23 protein-coding genes are annotated in these 22,077 nt (G+C 69.9%); 7 read left to right on the top strand and 16 right to left on the bottom strand.

All coding sequences use genetic code 11. From position 1 onward, the window contains the following. Positions 1–42: 42 nt before the first annotated feature. On the top strand, positions 43–636 hold the full coding sequence (locus ACWEF6_RS20675) for a TetR/AcrR family transcriptional regulator (RefSeq protein ID WP_449684435.1): 594 nt from the start codon (positions 43–45) through the stop codon (positions 634–636). Position 637: 1 nt separating this feature from the next. On the opposite strand, the gene murA is transcribed toward ACWEF6_RS20675, so the two are convergent. Beyond that, positions 638–1,912, bottom strand: coding sequence for a UDP-N-acetylglucosamine 1-carboxyvinyltransferase (gene murA, locus ACWEF6_RS20670; RefSeq protein ID WP_310967046.1), 1,275 nt, complete (start codon positions 1,910–1,912; stop codon positions 638–640). A 61-nt stretch (positions 1,913–1,973) separates the two neighbouring features. Here murA and ACWEF6_RS20665 point away from each other — a divergent pair, with 61 nt between their 5' ends. Beyond that, positions 1,974–2,549, top strand: coding sequence for a cob(I)yrinic acid a,c-diamide adenosyltransferase (locus tag ACWEF6_RS20665; protein WP_449684434.1), 576 nt, complete (start codon positions 1,974–1,976; stop codon positions 2,547–2,549). Between the two features lie 54 nt (positions 2,550–2,603). Here the strand turns inward: ACWEF6_RS20665 and aroA are convergent, their stop codons facing one another. The 14 genes from aroA to ACWEF6_RS20595 all read right to left on the bottom strand — a co-directional run bounded on the left by aroA (position 2,604) and on the right by ACWEF6_RS20595 (position 14,652). Next, positions 2,604–3,842 carry a 3-phosphoshikimate 1-carboxyvinyltransferase gene (aroA, locus tag ACWEF6_RS20660; RefSeq protein ID WP_449684433.1) on the bottom strand — a complete coding sequence of 413 codons (1,239 nt, stop codon included), beginning with the start codon at positions 3,840–3,842 and terminating at the stop codon, positions 2,604–2,606. 9 nt (positions 3,843–3,851) lie between these two features. After that, positions 3,852–4,172 (bottom strand): putative quinol monooxygenase, encoded by a 321-nt coding sequence (locus tag ACWEF6_RS20655; protein ID WP_449684432.1) that lies wholly within the window; start codon positions 4,170–4,172, stop codon positions 3,852–3,854. Between the two features lie 54 nt (positions 4,173–4,226). Beyond that, the gene (locus tag ACWEF6_RS20650; RefSeq protein WP_003102655.1) at positions 4,227–4,661 is read right to left on the bottom strand and encodes a DUF2550 domain-containing protein; all 435 of its coding nucleotides are present in this window, start codon (positions 4,659–4,661) and stop codon (positions 4,227–4,229) included. A 25-nt stretch (positions 4,662–4,686) separates the two neighbouring features. After that, positions 4,687–5,052, bottom strand: coding sequence for a F0F1 ATP synthase subunit epsilon (locus ACWEF6_RS20645; protein WP_003102658.1), 366 nt, complete (start codon positions 5,050–5,052; stop codon positions 4,687–4,689). Between the two features lie 113 nt (positions 5,053–5,165). Beyond that, on the bottom strand, positions 5,166–6,593 hold the full coding sequence (gene atpD, locus ACWEF6_RS20640) for a F0F1 ATP synthase subunit beta (protein WP_086840690.1): 1,428 nt from the start codon (positions 6,591–6,593) through the stop codon (positions 5,166–5,168). Continuing rightward, positions 6,593–7,531 carry a F0F1 ATP synthase subunit gamma gene (locus ACWEF6_RS20635; protein ID WP_449684431.1) on the bottom strand — a complete coding sequence of 313 codons (939 nt, stop codon included), beginning with the start codon at positions 7,529–7,531 and terminating at the stop codon, positions 6,593–6,595. The genes atpD and ACWEF6_RS20635 overlap by 1 nt, the downstream gene beginning before the upstream one ends. 11 nt (positions 7,532–7,542) lie before the next feature. Continuing rightward, the gene (atpA, locus tag ACWEF6_RS20630) at positions 7,543–9,180 is read right to left on the bottom strand and encodes a F0F1 ATP synthase subunit alpha (protein ID WP_449684430.1); all 1,638 of its coding nucleotides are present in this window, start codon (positions 9,178–9,180) and stop codon (positions 7,543–7,545) included. 57 nt (positions 9,181–9,237) lie between these two features. Beyond that, entirely contained in the window at positions 9,238–10,062 is an 825-nt protein-coding gene (locus ACWEF6_RS20625) for a F0F1 ATP synthase subunit delta (RefSeq protein WP_310967039.1), read from the bottom strand. A 6-nt stretch (positions 10,063–10,068) separates the two neighbouring features. Then, complete coding sequence (locus ACWEF6_RS20620; RefSeq protein ID WP_449684429.1) at positions 10,069–10,629, bottom strand: F0F1 ATP synthase subunit B; 561 nt, start codon at positions 10,627–10,629, stop codon at positions 10,069–10,071. Between the two features lie 29 nt (positions 10,630–10,658). After that, the gene (locus ACWEF6_RS20615) at positions 10,659–10,916 is read right to left on the bottom strand and encodes an ATP F0F1 synthase subunit C (RefSeq protein WP_310968453.1); all 258 of its coding nucleotides are present in this window, start codon (positions 10,914–10,916) and stop codon (positions 10,659–10,661) included. A 55-nt stretch (positions 10,917–10,971) separates the two neighbouring features. Further along, positions 10,972–11,757, bottom strand: a complete 786-nt coding sequence (gene atpB, locus ACWEF6_RS20610) for a F0F1 ATP synthase subunit A (protein WP_310967037.1) — start codon at positions 11,755–11,757, stop codon at positions 10,972–10,974. Positions 11,758–12,277: 520 nt separating this feature from the next. Further along, complete coding sequence (locus ACWEF6_RS20605; protein ID WP_086840678.1) at positions 12,278–12,721, bottom strand: hypothetical protein; 444 nt, start codon at positions 12,719–12,721, stop codon at positions 12,278–12,280. 48 nt (positions 12,722–12,769) lie between these two features. Beyond that, the gene (locus tag ACWEF6_RS20600) at positions 12,770–13,927 is read right to left on the bottom strand and encodes a glycosyltransferase family 4 protein (RefSeq protein ID WP_310967036.1); all 1,158 of its coding nucleotides are present in this window, start codon (positions 13,925–13,927) and stop codon (positions 12,770–12,772) included. 74 nt (positions 13,928–14,001) lie between these two features. Then, positions 14,002–14,652: an L-threonylcarbamoyladenylate synthase gene (locus tag ACWEF6_RS20595; RefSeq protein ID WP_310967035.1), complete on the bottom strand. Its 651-nt coding sequence runs from the start codon at positions 14,650–14,652 to the stop codon at positions 14,002–14,004. A gap of 677 nt (positions 14,653–15,329) precedes the next feature. Here ACWEF6_RS20595 and ACWEF6_RS20590 point away from each other — a divergent pair. Beyond that, a complete protein-coding gene (locus ACWEF6_RS20590) occupies positions 15,330–17,303 on the top strand; it encodes a M6 family metalloprotease domain-containing protein (protein ID WP_449684428.1) in 1,974 nt (657 codons plus the stop codon). Positions 17,304–17,691: 388 nt separating this feature from the next. Here ACWEF6_RS20590 and prmC read toward each other — a convergent pair whose 3' ends face one another. After that, positions 17,692–18,558 (bottom strand): peptide chain release factor N(5)-glutamine methyltransferase, encoded by an 867-nt coding sequence (prmC, locus tag ACWEF6_RS20585; RefSeq protein ID WP_191316922.1) that lies wholly within the window; start codon positions 18,556–18,558, stop codon positions 17,692–17,694. Positions 18,559–18,881: 323 nt separating this feature from the next. Between prmC and ACWEF6_RS20580 the strand changes: the two genes are divergently transcribed. The 4 genes from ACWEF6_RS20580 to ACWEF6_RS20565 are packed head-to-tail and all read left to right on the top strand — an operon-like array spanning position 18,882 to position 21,961. Then, the gene (locus tag ACWEF6_RS20580) at positions 18,882–19,886 is read left to right on the top strand and encodes a glycosyltransferase family 2 protein (protein ID WP_310967033.1); all 1,005 of its coding nucleotides are present in this window, start codon (positions 18,882–18,884) and stop codon (positions 19,884–19,886) included. After that, positions 19,883–20,317 carry a GtrA family protein gene (locus ACWEF6_RS20575; protein WP_310967032.1) on the top strand — a complete coding sequence of 145 codons (435 nt, stop codon included), beginning with the start codon at positions 19,883–19,885 and terminating at the stop codon, positions 20,315–20,317. The genes ACWEF6_RS20580 and ACWEF6_RS20575 overlap by 4 nt, the downstream gene beginning before the upstream one ends. Further along, positions 20,310–21,575, top strand: coding sequence for a mannosyltransferase family protein (locus ACWEF6_RS20570; protein WP_449684427.1), 1,266 nt, complete (start codon positions 20,310–20,312; stop codon positions 21,573–21,575). Before ACWEF6_RS20575 ends, ACWEF6_RS20570 begins: the two co-directional genes overlap by 8 nt. An 11-nt stretch (positions 21,576–21,586) precedes the next feature. Continuing rightward, positions 21,587–21,961 carry a VOC family protein gene (locus ACWEF6_RS20565; protein ID WP_449684426.1) on the top strand — a complete coding sequence of 125 codons (375 nt, stop codon included), beginning with the start codon at positions 21,587–21,589 and terminating at the stop codon, positions 21,959–21,961. Positions 21,962–22,077 lie beyond the last annotated feature (116 nt).

The following is a 22,077-nucleotide window of genomic DNA, read 5'->3' as shown; positions in this document are numbered from 1 at the left end:
GACGGAACGGTACCGTCTCGTCCACCCGTTAGACTGCGATCCATGGCACGCACCCCGACCGGCGCCGCGGTCCTCCAGCACCAAGTCACGTCGGCGATCACCGACGCCGTCCTGAACGAGCTCGCCGAGCAGGGCTACGGCCGGCTGTCGATGGAGGCCGTCGCCAAGCGCGCCGGCGTCGGCAAGAGCGCGCTCTACCGGCGATGGCGGTCGAAGGACGAGATGATCGCCGCGGTCGTCACGGAGTTCAGCGTGACGCGGGCGGCGGAGGCGGACACCGGCTCACTGCGCGGCGACCTCCGCGAAACGATGCAGGCCCTGATCGACTGGCTGACCCACCCGCTGTTCTCGCGGATCCTGCCCGACCTGGTCGCGGAGGACGCGCGGAACCCGGAGCGCGGCCGCCGCACGCGCGAGAACATCGGCGGGCCGCGGCGCGAGGTCGGCGAGGCGATGCTGCGCCGGGCCATCGCGCGCGGCGAACTACCCGGGGACCTCGACATGGAGATGGCGCTGGACGTCCTGGCCGCGCCGATCTATTGGCGCCTGGTCGTCCGGCAGGCCGAGGCGGAGCCGAACTATGTGGACCGGCTCGTGGAGTACGCCCTGCGCGCACTGGGCGCGCAGGGCGGCTGATTCAGCTCCGGTCCGGCTCGCCCGCGACGCGCTTGATGTTCGCGCCCAGGCGGTTCAGGTTCTCGACGAAGTGCGGGTAGCCGCGGTCGATGTGGAAGACGTCCCAGACCTCGGTGACGCCGTCCGCGCACAGGCCCGCCAGCACCAGCCCGGCGCCCGCGCGGATGTCCGACGCCCAGACCGGCGCGCTCGAGAGCTTCTCGACGCCGCGGACCACCGCGTGGTGGCCGTCCGTGCGGGCGTCACCGGACAGCCGCACCATCTCCTCGATGAACCGGAAGCGCGCCTCGTAGACGTTCTCCGTGATCATCGACGTGCCTTCCGACACCGCCGACAGCGCCACCGCGAACGGCTGCAGGTCGGTCGCGAAGCCGGGGTACGGCAGCGTCACCCAGTCGACCGCCTTCGGGCGCTCCGGCTGGACCACGCGGAAACCCTTGTCGCCGAACGTCTCGACGTCCGCGCCGGCCAGCTGCAGCTTGTTCAGCACCAGGTCGAGGTGGTGCGGGTTGACCCCGCGGACGGTGATGTCGCCGCGGGTCATCGAGGCGGCGAACGCCCAGGTCGCGCCCACGATCCGGTCGCCGATCACGCTGTGCGTCGTCGGGTGCAGCTGCTCCACGCCGTGCACGGTCAGCGTCGACGTCCCGGCGCCTTCGATCTTCGCGCCCATCTCGGTCAGCATCGTGCAGATGTCGACGATCTCCGGCTCGCGCGCGCAGTTGTCGATGACCGTGGTGCCCTCGGCCAGCACGGCCGCCATCAGGATGTTCTCGGTCGCGCCGACGCTCGGGAAGTCCAGCCAGATCTGCGCGCCGACCAGCGTCTCGGCCTTCGCGACGACGCAGCCGTGCTCGATCGTGCTCGTCGCGCCCAGCTTGCGCAGGCCGTTCTGGTGCATGTCCAGCGGCCGCGAACCGATCGCGTCCCCACCCGGCAGCGCCACGACGGCCTGCTTCAGCCGGCCGACCAGCGGCCCCAGCACGCAGACGGACGCACGCAGCTTGCCCATCGCCGCCGAGTCGGCGCGGTGCGACAGCTCGGCCGGCGTCGTGATGGTGGCCGTGTCGCCCTCGATGACGACCTCGCAGCCGACGCTCCGCAGCACGTCGCCCATCAGCGGGACGTCGAGGATCTGCGGGCAGTTCGTGATGGTCGTGGTCCCCTCCGCGAGGAGGGCGGCGGCCATCAGCTTCAGCACGCTGTTCTTGGCGCCGACCACGTCGACCTCGCCGACCAGCCGGGCTCCGCCATGCACGTCGAAGTGCTCGCTCATGGCCGCCAATCATGCCCTCTCGCCCGGATTCGGCCCGGGCGGGGGCCGCTATGGTGGGTTCATGGTCGTTCGCATCAACCGCGTGTACACCAAGGTCGGCGACAACGGCACGACCGCGCTCGGCGACGGCTCCCGCGTGCCGAAGACGTCACCGCGGCTGGGCGCGTACGCGGACACCGACGAGACGAACTCGGTGCTGGGCCTGGCGATCGCGGTCGGCGCGCTGCCCGCCGAAGTGACGGACGTGCTGCGTGCGGTCCAGAACGATCTGTTCGACGTCGGCGCGGACCTCTGCCTGCCGATCTCGGACGACCCGCCGTACCCGCCGCTGCGGATCACCGAGAAGTACGTCGAGCGGCTCGAAGGCTGGTGCGACGAGTTCAACGAGCGCCTGCCGAAGCTGACGTCGTTCATCCTGCCGGGCGGCACGCCGGGAGCCGCGTTCCTGCACCAGGCGCGCACGGTGGCCCGCCGGGCGGAGCGGTCGGCCTGGGCCCTGCACGAGGCGGAGCCCGAGGCTACCAACCCGATCGCGGTGAAGTACCTGAACCGGCTGTCGGACCTGCTGTTCATCCTGGCCCGGCTGGCCAACCCCGAGGGTGACGTGCTGTGGCAGCCGGGCGGGCAGCCCCAGTAGGTCTCGGCCCACCTTGTCGTGAGTGGTAAGGCGGGTTCTAACCCGCCTTACCACTCACGAGGCCCACTGCTCACGCAAGTCGGCGAGCGCCTGGTGGAAGCCGGGGAACGTCTTCTTCACGCAGTCCGGATCATCCAGGGTGATGCCGTCGGTCAGCAAGCCCGTGATGCTGAACGCCATCGCGATGCGGTGGTCGCGACGGCACGCCACCAGCGTGCCCGTCGGCTGTCCCGGCTGGATCTCGATCCAGTCGCGGCCCGTCTCGACCTGGATACCGAGAGCGCGCAGGTTCTCCTCGCACGCGTCGAGGCGGTCGCACTCCTTGATGCGCGTGTTGTAGACGTCCTCGATGCGCACCGGGCCGGACGCGAACGGGGCGATCGCCGCCAGGGTCGGGACGGTGTCCGAGATGTCACGCATGTTCACCGTGATGCCGCGCAGGCCGTCCGACGGGCCCGCGACCGTCACCGAGTCCGGCGCCAGGTCGACGTGGGCGCCCATCTCCCGCAGCACGTCGGCGAACTTCACGTCGCCCTGGAGGGCGTCCGAGCCGAGGCCCGGGATGGTCACCGTGCGGCCGGTGACCGCCGCCGCGGCGAGGAAGTAGCTGGCCGTCGATGCGTCCGGCTCCACCGGGTACTCGCACGCGCGGTACGGCTGCGCCGGCGCCACGAACGTCCGGCCCTCACGGCGGACGTCGACGCCGAAGCGGCGCATCATCTCCAGCGTGATCTCGACGTACGGCACCGACACGAGGTCGGTCACCGTGATCCGCAGTCCCTCCGCGGTCAGCGGCCCGACCAGTAGCAACGCCGTCAGGAACTGCGACGACAGGCCCGCGTCGAGGGTCAGCTCCCCGCCCTTGATGCCGTTCGCGCGGACCGTCAGCGGGTGGTGGCCCGGCTCGCCACGGAATTCGAGGTCGACACCCAGCTCCTGCAGGGCGTCGGTCAGCGGCCCGAGCGGGCGGCGGCGCATCTGGTCGGACGCGTCGAAGCGGAACGTCCCGGTGCCGGCCGCGGCCAGCGCGGGCAGGAACCGGGCCGTCGTGGCGCCGTCCCGGCAGAAGACGTCGGCTTCGGTGACCCCCGGACCCGACGGCCGGCCCTCGATGGTCCACGCGTCCGCCTGCCGGTCGACGCGGTAGCCGAGCTTCGCCAGGCCCTCGGCGAAGCCCTCGGTGTCGTCCGAGTGCAGCGGACGGCCGAGCGTCGTGGTGCCGTGCGCGGCCGCGGCCAGGAACAGGCCACGGGCGGTGACGGACTTGGAGCCGGGGATCTCGACGAGGGTCACACCCCGAGTTTAGTGCGGTGAGATTTCGGCCATCGGGCCCCAGTCGGAGGCGTCCTGGACGTTGATGATCTGCGGGTTGTCGCTGAGGTACGCACCCAGGTTCTCGACCGCCCACTTGAAGTGGTCGGAGCCGACGTGCGCGACGGCCGCATCCTGGCCGTCGAAGCCCTCGACCAGCACGTACGTGTTCTTGTCCTCGAGGCTGCGGGACCATTCGAAGAACCGGTTGCCGGCCTCCGCGCGGGTGTTCGCGGTGTAGTCCGCGACGATCTCCGGCCAGTTTTCCGCGTGCTCCGCTTTGACCGGGAACTTGACCACGATGAGAATCATGCGCTCAACCGTAGGCGAAAGCAGCGGCCGCGGCTGTCTCGGAATGAGACAGCCTCAGGAGGCGCGCGGGAGACGTCGTCCGGGCGGGGCGGACTCGAGCCAGGAGAGGAAACCCGTCAGCGCGCCCGGCCCCATCGCGATCTCGATCGCTTCCTGGGTTTCCGACTCGCAGCGCAGCACCGTCGAGCCCTCGGGCACGGCATAGGCCTCGGTGCCGGACGGGTCGCGGCGGTCGGCGATCTGCATGCTTTCGCGCTGGAAGACGCGGTCCGCGCCGGTGCGCAGGCTCCACACCCGGTACCAGACGAACTCGTCGCCCTCGTAGCGGCCCAGCCCCAGGTGCCAGCTGGACCGCGGGTTGTCCGGACGCCACCGCAGCGCGACGCTCACGCCACCGCCGCGGCGCATCCGGATCCACCGCTGGCCGTACCAGGCGGCCAGCACCGCGAGCACGATCAGGAGCCCGACTACGACCACGGTGATCTTCACGGCCCGGCTCCTGCCCGTCTCGCGCTCAGGCCGACTGACCCGCTGCGCGGAGCTGGGCCGAAGCCCTCGCCCGCTCGGTCTCGTCGTCCCCGGTCAGGGCCGCCTTGGCCGCCTCGACGTCGATCTCGTCGGAGAGCTCGGCGCTCTCGGCGAGGATGCTCACCCCGGTGCCGGTCACGGAGAGGAAGCCACCGTGCACGGCCGCGCAGACCGTCTCACCGTCGGTGGTCGTCACCTTGACCACGCCACCCTCGACCAGCTGCCCGAGCACGGGTTCGTGACCGGCCATGATGCCGATCTCACCCTCGGTGGTCTGGGCCACCACGAAAGTGGCAGTACCCGACCAGAGACGGCGCTCGACGGCCACCAGCTCCACGGACATCTCAGCCACGTGCACTCCTTAACTCGGGGTGTTGCCACCGAGTGTAATAGGTCTGTCTCCCGTTACGAGAACGGCGGGGGCCCGAGTCCACAATGGACACAGCCCCCGCCGAGCTCACGAGCTCACTTCTTGGTGATTTCCTTGTACTTCTTCTCGAGGTCCTCGAGGCCACCGATACCCAGGAACGCCTGCTCCGGGTAGTGGTCGAAGTCACCCTTGGTGATGCGGTCGAACGACTCGATGGTCTCCGACAGCGGCACCGTCGAGCCCGGGATCTGCGTGAACGCCTCGGCGACCAGCATGTTCTGCGACAGGAACCGCTCGATGCGGCGCGCGCGCTGAACGGTCAGCTTGTCCTCTTCCGAGAGTTCGTCCATACCGAGGATCGCGATGATGTCCTGCAGCTCCTTGTACTTCTGCAGGATCCGGATGACCTCGGAGGCGACGCGGTAGTGGTCCTCACCGACGATGGCCGGGTCGAGGATCGTCGACGTCGACGCCAGCGGGTCCACCGCCGGGAAGATGCCCTTCTGGAACACCGAACGGGAAAGCTCGGTGGTGGCGTCCAGGTGAGCGAACGTCGCGGCCGGGGCCGGGTCGGTGTAGTCGTCCGCGGGGACGTAGATCGCCTGCATCGAGGTGATCGACCGGCCACGGGTCGAGGTGATCCGCTCCTGCAGCTGCCCCATCTCGTCGGCCAGCGTCGGCTGGTAACCCACGGCGGACGGCATGCGGCCCAGCAGGGTCGACACCTCCGAGCCGGCCTGGGTGAACCGGAAGATGTTGTCGATGAACAGCAGCACGTCCTGGTTCTGGACGTCGCGGAAGTACTCCGCCATGGTCAGCGCGGACAGCGCGACCCGCATGCGGGTGCCCGGCGGCTCGTCCATCTGGCCGAAGATGAGGGCGGTGTCGTTGATGACGCCGTCCTCGGACATCTCCAGGAAGAGGTCGTTGCCCTCACGGGTGCGCTCGCCGACGCCGGCGAACACCGAGGTGCCACCGAAGTTCCGGGCGACGCGGGTGATCATCTCCTTGATGAGCACCGTCTTGCCGACGCCGGCCCCGCCGAACAGGCCGATCTTGCCACCCTGGACGTACGGGGTGAGCAGGTCGACGACCTTGAGGCCGGTCTCCAGCATCTCGGTCTTGCCCTCGAGCTGGTCGAAGGACGGGGCGCTGCGGTGGATGCCCCAGCGCTCGAGGTCCTCGCCGTAGCCGGGCTCGTCGAGGCACTCGCCGAGGGCGTTGTAGACGTGGCCCTTGACCTTGTCGCCGACCGGGACCGTGATCGGGCCGCCGGTGTCGGTGACCTCGGCGCCGCGCACCAGGCCGTCCTGCGGCTGCAGGGAGATGGTGCGGACGAGGTTGTCACCCAGGTGGCTGGCGACCTCGAGGGTCACCGTCTTGCGCAGCTGCTCGAACTCGATCTCGACCTTGAGCGCGTTGAACTGGTCGGGCACGGAACCGCGCGGGAACTCGACGTCGACGACCGGACCGGTCACCGACACGATGCGCCCCTTGGCGCGCGGGGCTTCAGTACTGGTCATCAATCATCACTTCCTGCTGCGGTGAGCGCGTTCGCGCCACCGACGATTTCGGAGATCTCCTGGGTGATCTGCGCCTGGCGGGCCTGGTTCATCTCCCGCGTCAGGTTGCCGACCAGCTCGTTCGCGTTGTCCGACGCGGCCTTCATCGCCGTCCGGCGGGCGGCCAGCTCGGACGCCGCGGACTCGAGGAGGGCCGCGTAGAGCCGCGTGTTGATGTACTTCGGCAGGAGGGCGTCCAGCAGCTTGTCGGCGCTCGGCTCGAACTCGTAGCTGGGGAGCAGCCCGGCGGGCTTCTCCTCTTCTCCCTCGGAGTACTCGACCTCGAGCGGCGCGACGCGCTTGGCGGTCGGCCGCTGGGTCAGCATCGACACGAACTCGGTGTAGACGATGTGGATCTCGTCGACACCCGTGATGCCGTCGGTGTTGCCGTGCTCGTCGTCGACGCCCCGCATGAACGACTCGACCAGGGCGTCGCCGGCCGCGACCGCGTTCGCGTAGCCCGGCTGGTCGGAGAAGCCCGTCCAGCCGTCCACGACCTCGCGGCCCCGGAACCGGTAGTAGTTCAGCCCCTTGTTGCCGGTGACGTAGACCTGCGGCTCCTTGCCCTCCTCGCGGAGGAGGGCGAGCAGCTCTTCGGTCGCGCGCAGCACGTTGGAGTTGTACCCACCGCACTGGCCCTTGTCACTGGTCACGACCAGGACGGCGGCCCGCTTCGGGTTCGGGCGCTCGACCAGCATGGGGTGGTCGAGCGTGGTGGCCGCGCCGGCCAGCGCCGAGAGCACCTTGGTGATCTCGTCCGCGTACGGCCGGGAAGCGGCGACCCGAGCCCGCGCCTTGGTGATGCGCGCGGTGGCGATGAGCTCCATCGCCTTGGTGATCTTGCCGATCGACTTGGTCGCCTTGATGCGCGACCGGAGTTCCCGGAGTTGTGCGGCCATGAGCTACCAGCTCACTTCTTCGGGGCGGGCTTGTTGACCTTGACGGTCTCCTGCCCGACCTTGTCGGCTTCCATGGCGTCCGCGTTCTCCTCGAGCGGCTTGCCCTCGGAGGTGGTGAACTCCTTCTTGAACTCGTTCACCGCTTCGACGACGGCCTCGCGGGTCTCCTGCGGGAACTTGCCCGACTCGCGGATGCCCTTGATCAGGTCGGCGTGCTTGCGGCGGGCCGAGTCGATGAACTCGTGGTTGAAGCGGCGGACGTCCTCGGTCGGGACCGAGTCGTAGTGGCCGTTCGTGCCCAGGTACACCGTGAGGACCTGCTCCTCGACCGGGATCGGCGAGTACTGCGGCTGCTTGAGCACCTCGTACAGCCGGGCACCACGCTCGAGCTGCGCCTTCGACGCGTCGTCGAGGTCGGAGGCGAAGGCCGCGAAGGCCTCCAGCTCGCGGTACTGCGACAGGTCGATCCGGAGCGAGCCCGCGACGTCCTTCATCGCCTTGACCTGCGCGGCACCACCCACGCGGGACACCGAGATACCCACGTCGATGGCCGGGCGCTGGCCGGCGTTGAACAGGTCCGACTGGAAGAAGCACTGGCCGTCGGTGATCGAGATGACGTTGGTCGGGATGTAGGCCGACACGTCGTTCGCCTTGGTCTCGATGATCGGGAGACCGGTCAGCGAGCCGGCGCCCAGCTCGTCCGACAGCTTCGCGCAGCGCTCCAGCAGGCGGGAGTGCAAGTAGAAGACGTCGCCGGGGAACGCCTCGCGGCCCGGCGGGCGGCGCAGCAGCAGCGAGATCGCGCGGTAGGCGTCGGCCTGCTTGGTCAGGTCGTCGAACACGATCAGGACGTGCTTGCCCTCGTACATCCAGTGCTGGCCGATGGCCGAGCCGGTGTACGGCGCGATCCACTTGAAGCCGGCCGAGTCGGACGCGGGGGCCGCGACGATGGTGGTGTACTCCAGCGCGCCGGCGTCCTCGAGGGACTTCTTCACGGCGGCGATCGTGGAGCCCTTCTGGCCGACCGCGACGTAGATGCAGCGGACCTGCTTCTGCGGGTCGCCGGTCTCCCAGTTGGCCTTCTGGTTGATGATCGTGTCCACGGCGACGGCGGTCTTGCCCGTCTTGCGGTCACCGATGATCAGCTGGCGCTGGCCGCGGCCGATCGGCGTCATCGCGTCGATGGCGGTGATGCCGGTCTGCAGCGGCTCCGACACCGGCTGGCGCTCGACCACCGAGGCGGCCTTCAGCTCCAGGGCGCGGCGGTCGGTGGTCTCGATGTCGCCGAGGCCGTCGATCGCCTGGCCCAGCGGGTTGACGACGCGGCCGAGGTAGCCGTCGCCGACCGGCACCGACAGGACCTGGCCGGTGCGCTTGACCTGCTGGCCCTCTTCGATGCTTTCGAAGTCACCGAGGATCGCGGCACCGATGGAGCGCGCGTCCAGGTTCAGGGCGACGCCCAGGACGCCGCCGGGGAACTCGAGCAGCTCGTTGGCCATGGCCGAGGGCAGACCCTCGACGTGGGCGATGCCGTCACCGGCGTCCACCACGGTGCCAACTTCTTCCCGGCTCACGTCCGGGGCGTAACTCGAGACGTAGTTCTCGATCGCGCTACGGATCTCATCCGAGGAGATCGTCAGCTCGGCCATGTCTTTCCCGCTCTCGCTTCGTTCTTGCCAGTATGCAAAGTCTTGTGTGACCTGGGGCTATGCCCGGGCCAGCCGCCTGCGCAACGCCGCGAGCTGCCCCGCCGCACTCCCGTCGATGACCTCGTCGCCGACGCGGACGACGAGGCCGCCGCCGAGCCGGGGGTCGATCTCGACGTGCAGCGCGATCGGCCGCCCGTAGAGGGCGTCGAGCTTCGCGCCCAGCTGGGCGGTCTGCTCGTCCGACAGGGCGTTCGCGCTGGTCACGTAGGCCACCGAGCGCTCGCGCCGCTCCGCGGCCAGCTTGACCAGCTTGTCGAGCCCGATGCCGACGCCGCGGCCCTTGGCCCGGCGCACGACCTGCTCGACGAGGGTCTCGGTGACCACGTCCACCTTGTCGGCGAACAGCCCGCGCACCAGGGTGCGCTTCGCGTCGGCGGAACCGGTCAGGTCCGACAGCGCCTTCTCGAGCTCGGGGTGGTTGGCCACGACCCGCGAGACCTGGAAGAGCTGGGATTCGACGGTGTCGACGTTCCCGGTCTTCTCCGCCGCGGTGAGCAGGGCCGAGCGACCGAGCGACTCGAGGCCGTCGGTCAGCTCGCGGGGGCTGGACCAGCGGCTGCCCGCCACGGTGTCGAGCACCTTCAGGGCCGGTTCGGACAGCTTGCCGTCGAACAGCCGGCGCACCAGCCCGGTGCGCGACTCCGCCGTCGCGGAAGCGTCGCTCACCGCGCGGCGCAGGCCGATTTCCCGGTCCAGCAGGTCGACGACCGAGAGCAGCTCGTCGCCGACCGTGGCCGCGTCGGCTCCCGCGTCGGCCAGAACCTCGCCGAGGCGTTCCTCGGCGAGGCCGAGCGCTTCACGGCTCGCAGCATGCAGCGTCATTTCTGGTTACTTCCCCGCTCCGTTGGAGGCACCGGCGGTCTCCAGCTCCGCCAGGAACCGGTCGACGGTGCCGCGGCGGCGCGCCTCGTCCTCGAGCGACTCGCCGACGATCCGGCTGGCCAGCTCGACGGCGTTGCGGCCCATGTCGGCCCGCAGCTCCGCGATGATCTGCGCCTTCTGGGCCTGCAGCTGGGCCTGGCCCTGGGCGACGATGCGCTGGGACTCGGCCTCCGCCTCGGCCCGCAGCTCCGCCTTGATCTGCTCGGCTTCGAGCCGGGCGTCGTCGCGGATCTTCGCGGCCTCGGTGCGGGCCTCCTGCAGCTGGGCCTTGTACTTGGCCAGCGCCTCTTCGGCCTCGGCCTGGGCCCGCTCGGCCTTCTCGATGCCTCCCTCGATCTTCTGCGCACGCTCTTCGTACGCGGCCTCGAAGCGAGGGACGACGTACTTCTTGAGGATGAACAGCAGGATCAGGAAGGCGACGATGCCGAGGATCAGCTCCGAGATGTCCGGAACGATCGGGTTGTGCGTTTCGCCCTCTGCGGCGAGGACCAAGGCACTGTTCAGCACGGCGTCTCCTTAAGCGAGATGAGCGTGACTCAGCCTGCGGAGGCGATGAAGTAGATGACGATGCCGATCAGGGCGAGCACCTCGGTCAGAACGAAGGTCGAGAAGCCGATGCCCTGCAGCTTGCCCTGCGCCTCCGGCTGGCGGGCGGTGCCGTTGATGACGGCGGCGAAGATCAGACCCACACCGATGCCCGGGCCGATCGCGCCCAGGCCGTAGCCGATCGCGGCGAGGCCGGGGTTGATGTTGGCGGCGGCTTCCGCGGCCTGGGCCAGAACGATGTTGCTCACGTGCATTTCCCTTCACTTCGGTCCACGCGCTCGCGTGGATCGGGGGCTTGTGTTCTCAGTGCTCCGACGCCAGCGCGGCGCCGATGTACCCGGCCGACAGCAGGGCGAAGATGTAGGCCTGCAGCACCTGGATGAAGGCCTCGAGGAACGTCATCCCGATGGCGAAGATCCACGCCACCAGGGAAACCGGCTTCAGCGCCCAGCCCGAGGTCTCGGTCAGCAGGAAGGTGCCGCCCAGGGTGAACACCGCCAGGATCAGGTGACCCGCGAACATGGCGGCGAAAACACGGATGGCGAGCGTGAGCGGGTTGAGGAAGAACTTCTCCGCGAACTCGATCAGCGCGAACAGCGGCAGCACCGGTCCCGGCACGCCCGGCGGCGCGAGTTCCTTCTTGAAGTACCCCTTGAAACCGTGCCGCTTGAACCCGACGAAGTGGTACACCGGGTAGACGACGAGGACCGACAGGGCGACCGGGAAGCCGAACCGCGCCATGGTCGGGAACTGCAGAAGCGGGATGATCCCGTAGAGGTTGTTCACCAAAACGAAGGTGAACAGTGCGAAAACAAGCGGCACGAACGGCTTGAAATCCTTCGAACCGATCTGCTCGCGCGCGATGTTGTTGCGGCTGAAGTCGTAGATCGACTCCGCGACGAACTGCCCCTTGCCCGGCACGACCTGCAGCTTGCGGGTCGCCAGCAGGAAGTACGTCGCGATGATGACAACCGAAAGCACGACGAGCAGCATCGGCTTGGTGACTCCGCCGAACAACGCCGGCAACTCGAAGCTTTCGGCGCCGGGCGGCGCGAACGTCGCACCCTCGGCCAATACCAGCGCGCCCACTGGGCTCCTTCCGGTTCTCCCGGCCGGCGTTCACTCCGCCGGGGGAATCGTCACGATCTGGACTTAACGTACCCGATACGTATCGGGACGTCGGAGGCGGCTGCCCCACTGTGCGATGAACACGGCTTCACGTTCTGCACACGGGGTTGTCTCGCGTGAACACTGCCCTGCGGTCTACTTCGGACCAGCGGCCGGACGGCGGAACTACACGGTCGCCACACTGCTGATCGCGGTTCGTCTGAGGGAGTGCGCGGTCGAGGCCGCCACCCTTGACGCGGACCATACCAGCAGGTCAATCCGTGCCGGACAGGCGTACTCCTAACCAACCGATCAGCCCAGGACTTAGGTCCCGGGTCGTCCCGGGACCCAGGTCCGGTGCGCGGCGGGACCGGGTCCGGAACGTCGCAGGCGAGGGGTCCCGGTCACGGTCCGCAGCAGCGCACGGAAGCGCACTTTCGTGGTCCCGGTCACACTCAAGCGGCCGCAGGCGGATGCACGAAGAGTGACGAGCCCGAACCGGTCAGGACGGGATGATCGTCGGGATCTTGGTCTTGCGGAAGGCGGCGAACTCGGCCGCGGCGGCGAGCATGATGGCCACGATCATCGTGATGCCGAGTGACATCGGGTGCAGCGCGGTGACGCCCTTCAGCAGCGTCAGCGCCCCGAAGAGCAGGACCACCTTCACGACGTACCCGCCGAGCGCGATGACCATGACGAACATCGGGTCCTGGCCCGCGCTGAACTTCATCATGCCCAGCGTGGACAGCGACGCCAGCATCGCGAGCACCCCGCCGACGAGCGAGCCCAGGAAGCCGGGCAGGCCGTTGAGGATGCTGAACAACGCGATGCACACCAGCACCGCGGGCGGCGTCACCAGCAGCGAGGCCTTCGTCATCGCGCGGGCCGCCTGCAGCACCACCTTGGCGTGCGGGTTCTCCTGCTCGTGCGTTTCGGCTTCGCTCACACCTGGCTCCCTGCTCGGTTACCACCCGAGTGTAGAGACCCCGGCCGGTCAGGTGCCCGGCTGGTTGCGCGAGCGCAGCCGCGGGACGATCGAGACGACCACCGCGAAGACCAGCCCGATCCCGATGATCCACAGCGCCGCGGCGTCGTCGAACAGCGTCACCGACACCGCGCCGAAGGCGAGGATCCCGGCCCACAAGTAGATGAGCAGGACCGCGCGCCGCTGGGAGTGGCCGATCTCCAGCAGGCGGTGGTGCAGGTGCATCTTGTCGGCGGCGAACGGGCTTTCGCCGCGGCGGGTGCGCCGGACGACCGCCATGATCAGGTCGAGCATCGGCACGAACAGCACCGCCGCCACGACCACCAGCGGCGAGAGCAGCGCGATCGCGTCCTTGCCGCTGAACTGCGGGTACGGCACGCGCCCGGACGCCGACGTGGTCGCGCCGGCGAGCATCAGGCCGATCATCATCGAGCCGGAGTCGCCCATGAATATCTTGGCCGGCTGGAAGTTGTACGGCAGGAAGCCCAGACAGGCGCCGGCGAGGGTGGCGGCGATCAGCGCGGGCGGGTAGGTGCCGACGTCACCGCCGGAGCTGTCGAGCAGGCCGAGCGAGAAGGCGCAGGTGGCGGCGGCGGCGATGAAGCCGAGGCCGCCGGCCAGCCCGTCGAGGCCGTCGACGAAGTTCATCGCGTTGACCATGACGACGACCATCACGACGGTGAGCAGCGCGCCCTGGTTCTTGTCGAGCACCAGCACCGAGCCGAACGAGCCGCCGGTGCCGCCCCACGGCACCCAGAACGACACCCACTGCACGCCGAAGATGACCAGGATGCCGGCGCACATGACCTGGCCGGCCAGCTTCGTCCAGGCGTCCAGTTCGAACCGGTCGTCGAGCGCGCCGATCAGCGAGATCACGCCGGCGGCGAGCAGCACGCCGACCGAGTCGAAGGAGGCGTCGAAGCCGTGCGACAGCGCGGGCAGCTGGTGGGCCAGGCCCATCGCGCCGGCGACGCCGAGGTAGATGCCGACCCCGCCCATCCGCGGGATCGGGGCGACGTGCACGTCGCGGGCGCGCGGGTTGGCGATCGCGCCGACGCGGATCGCGACCCGGCGCACGACGCCGGTGAGCAGGTAGGTCACGGCCGTCGCGGTCAGCGCGACGAGGAGGTATTCCCGGATGGGGAGGAGACCGGATGTGGGCGGCACGGGGACGTCACGCTCGCGGGGTCGGGGTCACCCGCGACACGCTATCGTGTCGCGGTTTCCGCCGTGATCCGGCTTCAGGCCAACGATTCCGCGGGCACACCGAGCACCTCCGCGATGGCGTCCTTGCTCACCGAGCCCTCGCGCAGCACGACCGGTTCGGTGCCGGTCAGGTCCACGATGCTCGACGCGACGGGCTCGCCGCTCGAGCCGCCGTCGAGGTACACCGCGACCGAGTCGCCGAGCTGTTCCTGCGCCTCCTGCGCGGTGCTGGCCGGGGGGCGCCCGGAGACGTTCGCGCTCGAGACGGCCATCGGGCCGACGTCCCGCAGCAGTTCGAGGGCCACGGGGTGCAGCGGCATCCGCAGCATGACGGTGCCGCGGGCATCGCCGAGGTTCCACTGCAGGCTCGGCGCGTGCGGCAGCACGATGGAGAGATCGCCGGGCCAGAAGGCTTCGATGAGCGCCCGCGCCTGCGGCGGCACCCCGAGCACCAGCCCGTCCACAGTGGACCAGGAGCCGACGAGCACCCCGACGGGCATGTCCGGCCCGCGGTTCTTGGCCCGCAGAAGCGCTTGAACGGCGCCGGCGTCGAAGGCATCGGCCCCGATCCCGTAGACGGTATCGGTGGGCAGCACGACCAGCCGGCTGGACCGCACCGCCCCGGCGGCGGCGGCCAGCCCATCGGCCCGGGTCTCCCGCTTGCTGCAGTCGTAGACCACGCTCATGGGGGCCAAGAGTAGTCCGGCGTCTTCGGGGGACGTTCGCCGCGTCACACCGGGTGGGTGGGCAGCGGCCCGGCGGGCATTGGGTCGGCGACCATCGCGCCCCGGGCCCGGCGGGCATTGCGCCCCGGGCCTGGCAGGCGTCGGGGCGTTGGGCATCGCGGCCCAGGCCCGGCGCGCATTGCGGCCCCCCGGCCTGGCGGGCATTGCGGCCCCCGGGTCCGGCGGGCATTGGGGCGTTGGACTCGGCCGGCATCGCGGCCCCGGGCCTGGCGGGCATCGCGGCCCGGGCCGCGGCGGGAGCCCGACCGAACTTCGCCCGCCGGCGCAAGTCCTCTCGGCCGGACCTCGCCGCCGGCACAGGGCTCGCGCACCCGGCCGCCTCGGGGGCGCCCCCGTTTTCCACGCTACCGGCCCGCACCGACAGTTCCCGGCGCTCCCGGCATCCCTGACCGGAGTTGTCCACAACGCCCGGCGCGCCGAAAGGTCGCGAATGAGCCATTCGCGACGCCGAGCCTGAGTCATACGCGACGTCCAGCCGAACCTGACAATCCGGCCAGACTTTCGTCGTGGGGCAAGCGGGTAGACCTCGCCGCGAGGGAGAACCGCGACACCGGGGCTCAATACGGTCGATCTTCGGGAACCACCACCCCCGTGGGTTCCCAGTGAAGGAGCCGCACATGCGCCCCAGAACCCCGAAAGCGCTCGCCCTGCTCGCCGCCGTGGCCGTCCTCTCCGGGCTCGGTGCCGGGACCGCCGCCGCCGAGCCGCTCACCCGTGGCTGGCCCGCCCCGATCGATGCCGCCCGGTGGGAGAACCAGGACCACATGACCTGGTCCGACTACCGCAAGGTCCCCGGCACGAACTGGGCCGATCCCACCCTGAAACCCACCCAGCGCACCTTCAAGGGCGCCGTCGTCCTCGCCGACTACCCGGACCAGGACTTCGTCGTCACGAAGCCGGCGAACTCGACGATCTTCGGCAACCCCGGCCCCGCCGCCGCGAACGTCCCGCGGGCGAAGGTCGCCCAGTACTACCAGGACTTCCTCAACAAACCCGAAGCCCTCAACAACGGCCACACGATCAACGAATACTGGATGGAGGACTCCGGCGGCCGGTTCGGCGTGCAGCTGACCGCGTTCGGGCCGTACCGGATGCCCGGGAAGTCCTACGAATACGGCATGGAGTTCCAGCCGAGCGCGTGCCCGCCCGGCGCGAACTGCGCCCGCGACATCCGCAAGGACGCCGGGGACGCCTGGCGCGCCGACGTCGGCGACACCGCGAACCAGTTCGACTTCGTCTTCTACCTCTCCGCCGGCCAGGACGAGAGCTCGACCTGGCAGGAATTCGGCGAGATGAAGTTCGGCAACAAGGAGAACGTGCCCGACAGCTTCGGCCCGCCCGACCACGACCTGCCCAACTACGCGGCCACCCGGTACGTGCCGTGGACGTCGTGGGCGTCGGCCGCCAGCATCTGGCCGAACGCCCAGGACGGCAGCTCGGTGCAGGCCGAAAGCTCGGGCCAGTCGACCTACGCCCACGAGTTCAGCCACATCCTGGGCATCGGCGACAACTACAACAACCCGTTCGGGACCCCGCCGTCACGTTCCTACAGCGGACCGTGGGACATGCTGTCGCGCGGCACGTTCAACGGCCCCGGCGGCCCGCACACCCGCTGGCAGATCCCGGCGACGCAGGGCAGCTCGATGGGCGCCCAGCACCAGCTGCGCAACAAGCTGAAGCTCGGCATCGTCGACCCGGCGGACGTGCTCCAGCTCGACCGCGACGAGCTCGCGAAGACCGGCCCGGTCTCGGCCCGGCTCACCGCGCGCGAAACCGAAGCGCAGCCCGGCGCGTTCACCGGCCTGAACATCAAGCTCACCGGCGGTGACAAGGCGCCGAAGTGCGACCGGTCGAAGGACCCGTTCTGCGACGGCGGCGGCTACGACAACTACACGGTCGAGGTCGTCGACCGGATGGGCGCGGACTCGTTCGCGCCGGACTCCGGCGTCATGATCACCAAGACGAAGAACAAGGACAACGCCCCGTTCGACTGGGTGATCGACGCTAACCCGCAGGACATCGGCATCACCGACTACACGAAGCCGGACGGGACGCCGGTCAAGATCACCATCGGTGACTACCGCCAGCTCAACGACGCCCTGTTCAAGGCGGGCACCGAGGCGGCGAGCCCGTACGAGTACACCGACGAGGCCAACCGCCTGCGGTTCCTCATCACCGACCTGGCGCGCGACCGCCGCGGGATCCTGTCGTACACGGTGACGGTGGCGTCGCTGGACGGCTCGGGCAGCCAGGCCCGCGGAGCCGCGCTGACCCCGGCCCTCCCGGCCATCGCCCGCGGCGGCTTGGCAACGTGCGACTTCGGCCTGCTCAACACGGGCGCGGCGCGCGGCGCGAAGGCCCCGTACGACACCGACACGTACCGGCTGAGCGTGTCGACGGACGCGAAGGGCTGGCAGGTCAGGCTGCCGAACGAGCTGGCGACGGCGAAGTTCGGCGGGCACGTGAAGGTCCCGGCGTACGCGAAGCGCGGCCAGGGCGGCGACCTCGCGGCGAGGGTGAAGCTGACGGCGACGTCGGTGAGCGACCCGTCGAAGACCGCGACGGCGAGCTGCACGGCGTTCGGCTTCTGAGCGAGCAGTCCGGAGGGGTTGTGGACAACTTGGTCCGCAGCCCTCCGGACTGCCCGGAACTGTCGGTGGCCGCCGGTAGCGTGGAAGACGGGGGGCGCCCCCGCGGCGGCCGGGCTGGTGAGCACGCGCTTACCTGCGACCCGCAGGAGGCGGGGCGCGAAGAGGTGCGGCGACCGCGGAGATCCGCCGCGAAGGCGCCCTCGACCAGCCGCGCTCCTGGAACCCGCCCGCCGCCACTCCGCTTCGGCTTGTTCGGCCATCGAAATCAGCTCGGCAATGTTCTACCGGGCACCCTCGTCGCGCAGGCCGGCAACCATCGCCGGTCGGCGATGAAGCCGATGACCCGCCGCAACAGCCCGCGGCTCGGCAGCCCGGTCCAGGAAGCCGCTCAGCCCAGGCGGCGCGCGGTGACGAACCGGGCACGTCCGGTCAGGTCCGCGTGGTCCTCGACGCCGGTCAGCACCCGGCGCGCTCGGACCAGGGCCGGGACCGCCGAGCCGTGCGTGTCGTCGTGCTCGATCGCCAGTCCTCCCCCCGGGCGCAGGAGGCGGGCGCCGGCCGCGATCGCGTGGCGGATCACCGCCAGGCCGCTCTCCTCCGCGAACACCGCTCGCGGGGGGTCGTGCTCCGCGACCTCGGGCGGTACCGGCGTGCCCTCCGGGACGTACGGCGGGTTGCAGAGCACCAGGTCGACCAGGCCGTCGAGCTCGGCGAACATCGTCGGGTCGCCGATGTCGCCCGAGTACAGCCGGATCGGGGTGTTGCCCGCGTCGGCGTGGACGTCGGCGTTGTGGCGGGCCCAGGCCAGGGCCTGCGGGTCGATGTCCACCGCGTAGACGACCGCGTCCGGGCGGGCGTGGGCCACCGCCAGCGCCAGCGCCCCCGAGCCCGTGCACAGGTCGACCACCACCGGGAACTCCCGGCCCTGCAGGAACTTGACGCCCCACTCGAGCAGCAGCTCGGTCTCCGGCCGCGGGACGAACACGCCCGCACCGACCGCGACCGTGATGTCGCCGAGCGCGGCCCAGCCGGTCAGGTACTGCAGCGGGATGCGCTTGGCGCGCTGCTGGACGAGCTGGCCGATGGCCTCGATGACCGGCGGGTCGACCAGCGGCACCATCGGCAGCCGGCCGCGTTCGACCCCGAGCACGTGCGCGGCGATCACCTCGGCGTCGAACCGCGGCGAGGCGACGCCCGCGCGCTCGAGGATCCGGGTGGCCTCGATGATGGCCAGGCGCAGCGGCTGCCGATTCACTCGTCGTCCTTCACCTCGTCGAGCCTGGCACACCAGGCGGAACTCCCCCGTGAGGACACGCGCCGGTCCTTCGCCGTCCAGCGTATCGAGGCACCCCCGCGGCGGGGCCGACAACTACCCCGCCGACGCCGCGGCAGGTCGCCGCACCCGGCCGGCCCGCCGCGAGCACCGGCCTGTCCCCCGCCGAGGCCGCAGGCGCCCCGACCGGGTCCCGGAGGACCGATCGGCCCGATCTTCTAGGATGCAGGGCACCGGGTCGGGGATTCGCCTGCTCGACGGCGCCGCCCGAACCGTTCCGCACCGAAACTCCGGGGAGCCCCGCAGTGCCCACAGAGCCGATCACCCGCCGGGTGGCGTTCATCTTCCCGATCTACAACGAGGAAGAGAACATCGACCTGCTGCACCGGACGGTGGACGAGGTGACCGCCCCCCTCGCCGGCAAGTACGACTTCAGCTTCCTCTACGTCGACGACGGCAGCCGGGACGGTTCGCTGGCCAAGCTCACCGAGCTCAGCGCGCGCGACGAGCGGGTCACGGTCGTCGAGCTGTCCCGCAACTTCGGCCACCAGATGGCCGTCACCGCCGGGCTGGACCTGGTCGACGCGGACGCCGTCGTCATCATGGACAGCGACATGCAGGACCCGCCGCGGGTGGCGCTCGAGCTGATCGAGAAGTGGGAAGAAGGCTTCGACGTCGTCTACGCGCAGCGCCGCTCACGCCAGGACTCGGCGTTCAAGAAGCTCACCGCCGGCGGGTTCTACTGGTTCCTGCGGAAGATGGCCGCGGTCGACATCCCGAAGAACACCGGCGACTTCCGGCTGATCGACCGCAAGGTCGTCGACGAGCTGCGCAAGTACCGCGAGCGCGACCGCTTCCTGCGCGGGCTGGTCAGCTACATCGGCTTCAAGCAGACGGCCGTGCTGTTCGACCGCGACAAGCGGCACGCCGGCGTCACCGGCTACCCGCTGCGCAAGATGCTGCGCTTCGCCGCCGACGGCATCCTCGGCTTCTCGGTGACGCCGCTGCGGATGATCACGCGCATGGGCTACCTGATCTCGTTCCTGAGCTTCGTCGGGATCCTCTACGTCGGCGGCGTCAAGCTGTTCGCGCCGGAGACCGCGGTGCCCGGCTGGGCGTTCCTCGGGATCGCGATGTTCTTCCTCGGCGGGATCCAGATCATCATGCTCGGCGTGCTCGGCAGCTACATCGGCCGCACGTACTCCCAGGTTCAGAACCGGCCGCTCTACGGCGTCGCGTCGGTGCGCACGGGCCCGGCGGTGCCGGCCGAGGCCCGGGAAGGCGCCGACGCGGGAAGAGGCGCCCGGTGAAGCTGATCTCGGCGACCCAGCTGCGCTTCGGGATCGTCGGCGTGGCGAACACCCTCGTCGACGCCCTCGGCTACGCGCTGCTGGTGACGCTGGGCGTCCCGCTGTTCGTCGCCAACTTCATCTCGACGACCACGGGCATGCTGCTCAGTTTCACGCTCAACCGGAACTTCACGTTCCGCGCCAAGGACGGCGACGTCCGGCGCCAGGCCCTGCTGTTCTTCGGCGTCACCGCGTTCGGCCTGTGGGTCGTGCAGGCGGCCATCATCTTCGCGGTCACCAGCGCGTTCCCCGGGGTGAACGTGCTGATCCCGAAGGGCGCCGGGATCGTGGTCGGCCTGGTCTGGAACTACGTGCTCTACCACAAGGTCGTCTTCCGGCACCGGCCCGCGCCCGCGGCCGGGGCGCCGGTCGCGGAGGTTACGCATGACTAGCACGGCCGTGGAGTCCCGGGTCACCGACCAGGTCGAGCCGGAGCGCCCGGAGACGGCCCGCGCGAGCCGCTGGGCCTGGCTGAACGGCGATTACGCGCGCGTCTTCGCGGTGGTGCTGGCCTGGAACGTGGTGCTGATCGCGCTGGCGTACCTGTTCGCGCCGTCCAGCCCGACCGACGAGGGCATCCCGAAGACCGGCATCGGCTCGACGATGAGCCTGCTCGCGCACACCTACCGCTGGGACGCCGGCAACTACGGCGAGATCGCCATGCACGCCTACACCGGCAGCTACGCCCCGACGCGGGCGTTCTACCCGGTGTTCCCGGTACTGGTCTGGCTGGTGCAGACGGTCAGCTTCGGCACGATCGGCCTGCTCACCGCCGGGTTCCTGGTCAACCTGGTGGCCACCTGGCTGGCCGCCGTCGCGCTGCTCAAGATCGGCCGCCACTTCTTCGACGGCGAACGGGCCCCGTGGCTGGTCGTCGCGGCGTTCCTCACCGCGCCCGCCGCGTTCTTCCTGCACTCGTTCTACAGCGAGGCGGTGTTCTGCGCGCTGGGCTTCTGGGCCTACCTGTTCGCACTACGCCGCCAATGGCTCTGGATGGGCCTGACGCTCATCCCACTGACGGCTTCCCGCATCACGGCGGCGGTGTTCGTCGGCCTGTGCTTCCTGGAGTTCTGGCGGTCGAAGGACTGGAAGCTGCGCGGCCTGCTGTCGTGGAACTTGCTGTGGTTCCCGCTGGCGTTCGTCGGCCTGGCCGGCGTGATGGTCGCCATGAAGATCCAGACCGGCGACTTCTTCGGCAGCTTCAACGCGCTCAAGGGTGTGCGGGAGTGGTCGTACCACAAGTTCAACCCGAACATCCTCGAGACGATCTGGCGCGAAGCCAAGATCACCGGCCACGCGCTGCTCGGCGACACCAAGATGGACGCGTGGACGCTGATGAGCCACGTGCTGCCGATGATCGGCCTGGCGCTGCTGTTCGCGTCCTCGGTGTACGTCCTGGTGGCGCTGCGCGCGAAGGGCATCCCGCTGGCGCTGTTCGGGTTCGCGTCGATCGTGATGCTGACGATGAACAACAACGTGGTGTCGGTGCACCGGTACCTGCTGCCGTGCCTGGTGATGTACGTGGCGCTGGTGCTGTTCGGCGAGCGCCGCCCGCGGCTGCGCGGCGCGGTCCACGTCGTGCTCTACGCGAACGCGCTGGTCTGCGGGATGATCTACCTGCGGTTCATCACGGGTTTCTGGTCCGGCTGAGAGGTCCCGCGATGCGGATCATGCACCAGGTCGTCACGTTCGACGCGGCCGACCTGGCGGCCGAGAGCCGCTTCTGGGCGGGCGTCCTCGGCGGCGAGGTCGACGACGACGGCGACTGGCACATGGTGCTGGTGGACGGCGCCCCGCGGATCGGCGTGCAGCTCGCACCGGACCACGTGACGCCGGAGTGGCCCGACGGCCCGGTCAAGCAGCAGATCCACCTCGACTTGTGGGTCGAGGACTTCGCCGAAGCCCACGAGCAGGTGACGGCCCTCGGCGCGAGGGTGCTGAAGCCGGCGGCGGGCAACACGACCGGTGACGACTTCCAGGTGTACGCCGACCCGGCCGGGCACCCCTTCTGCCTCTGCTGGCTGGTCCGCCGCTAGCCCCGCGCGTCGCAAGTCATCGACGTCCGATGCGCCCCAATGTGGCGTTGGTTGCGTTGGACGCACCCAATGTGGCGGGGGGGGGGGGGGGGGCACCCACCCCGACACCATGGGCG

The organism is Amycolatopsis sp. NPDC004772, assembly GCF_053601215.1.
The sequence above is the reverse complement of the archived record's forward strand: the minus strand, read 5'-3'. Positions and strand labels throughout refer to the sequence as shown.

Bases quoted from the DNA above. Each gene is read 5' to 3' on its own strand.
- ACWEF6_RS20675 (WP_449684435.1), top strand. From the start codon at position 43: ATGGCACGCACCCCGACCGGCGCCGCGGTCCTCCAGCACCAAGTCACG.
- murA (WP_310967046.1), bottom strand. From the start codon at position 1,912: ATGAGCGAGCACTTCGACGTGCATGGCGGAGCCCGGCTGGTCGGCGAG.
- ACWEF6_RS20665 (WP_449684434.1), top strand. From the start codon at position 1,974: ATGGTCGTTCGCATCAACCGCGTGTACACCAAGGTCGGCGACAACGGC.
- ACWEF6_RS20655 (WP_449684432.1), bottom strand. From the start codon at position 4,172: ATGATTCTCATCGTGGTCAAGTTCCCGGTCAAAGCGGAGCACGCGGAA.
- atpD (WP_086840690.1), bottom strand. From the start codon at position 6,593: ATGACCAGTACTGAAGCCCCGCGCGCCAAGGGGCGCATCGTGTCGGTG.
- ACWEF6_RS20635 (WP_449684431.1), bottom strand. From the start codon at position 7,531: ATGGCCGCACAACTCCGGGAACTCCGGTCGCGCATCAAGGCGACCAAG.
- atpA (WP_449684430.1), bottom strand. From the start codon at position 9,180: ATGGCCGAGCTGACGATCTCCTCGGATGAGATCCGTAGCGCGATCGAG.
- ACWEF6_RS20625 (WP_310967039.1), bottom strand. From the start codon at position 10,062: ATGACGCTGCATGCTGCGAGCCGTGAAGCGCTCGGCCTCGCCGAGGAA.
- ACWEF6_RS20595 (WP_310967035.1), bottom strand. From the start codon at position 14,652: ATGAGCGTGGTCTACGACTGCAGCAAGCGGGAGACCCGGGCCGATGGG.
- ACWEF6_RS20590 (WP_449684428.1), top strand. From the start codon at position 15,330: ATGCGCCCCAGAACCCCGAAAGCGCTCGCCCTGCTCGCCGCCGTGGCC.
- ACWEF6_RS20570 (WP_449684427.1), top strand. From the start codon at position 20,310: ATGACTAGCACGGCCGTGGAGTCCCGGGTCACCGACCAGGTCGAGCCG.
- ACWEF6_RS20565 (WP_449684426.1), top strand. From the start codon at position 21,587: ATGCGGATCATGCACCAGGTCGTCACGTTCGACGCGGCCGACCTGGCG.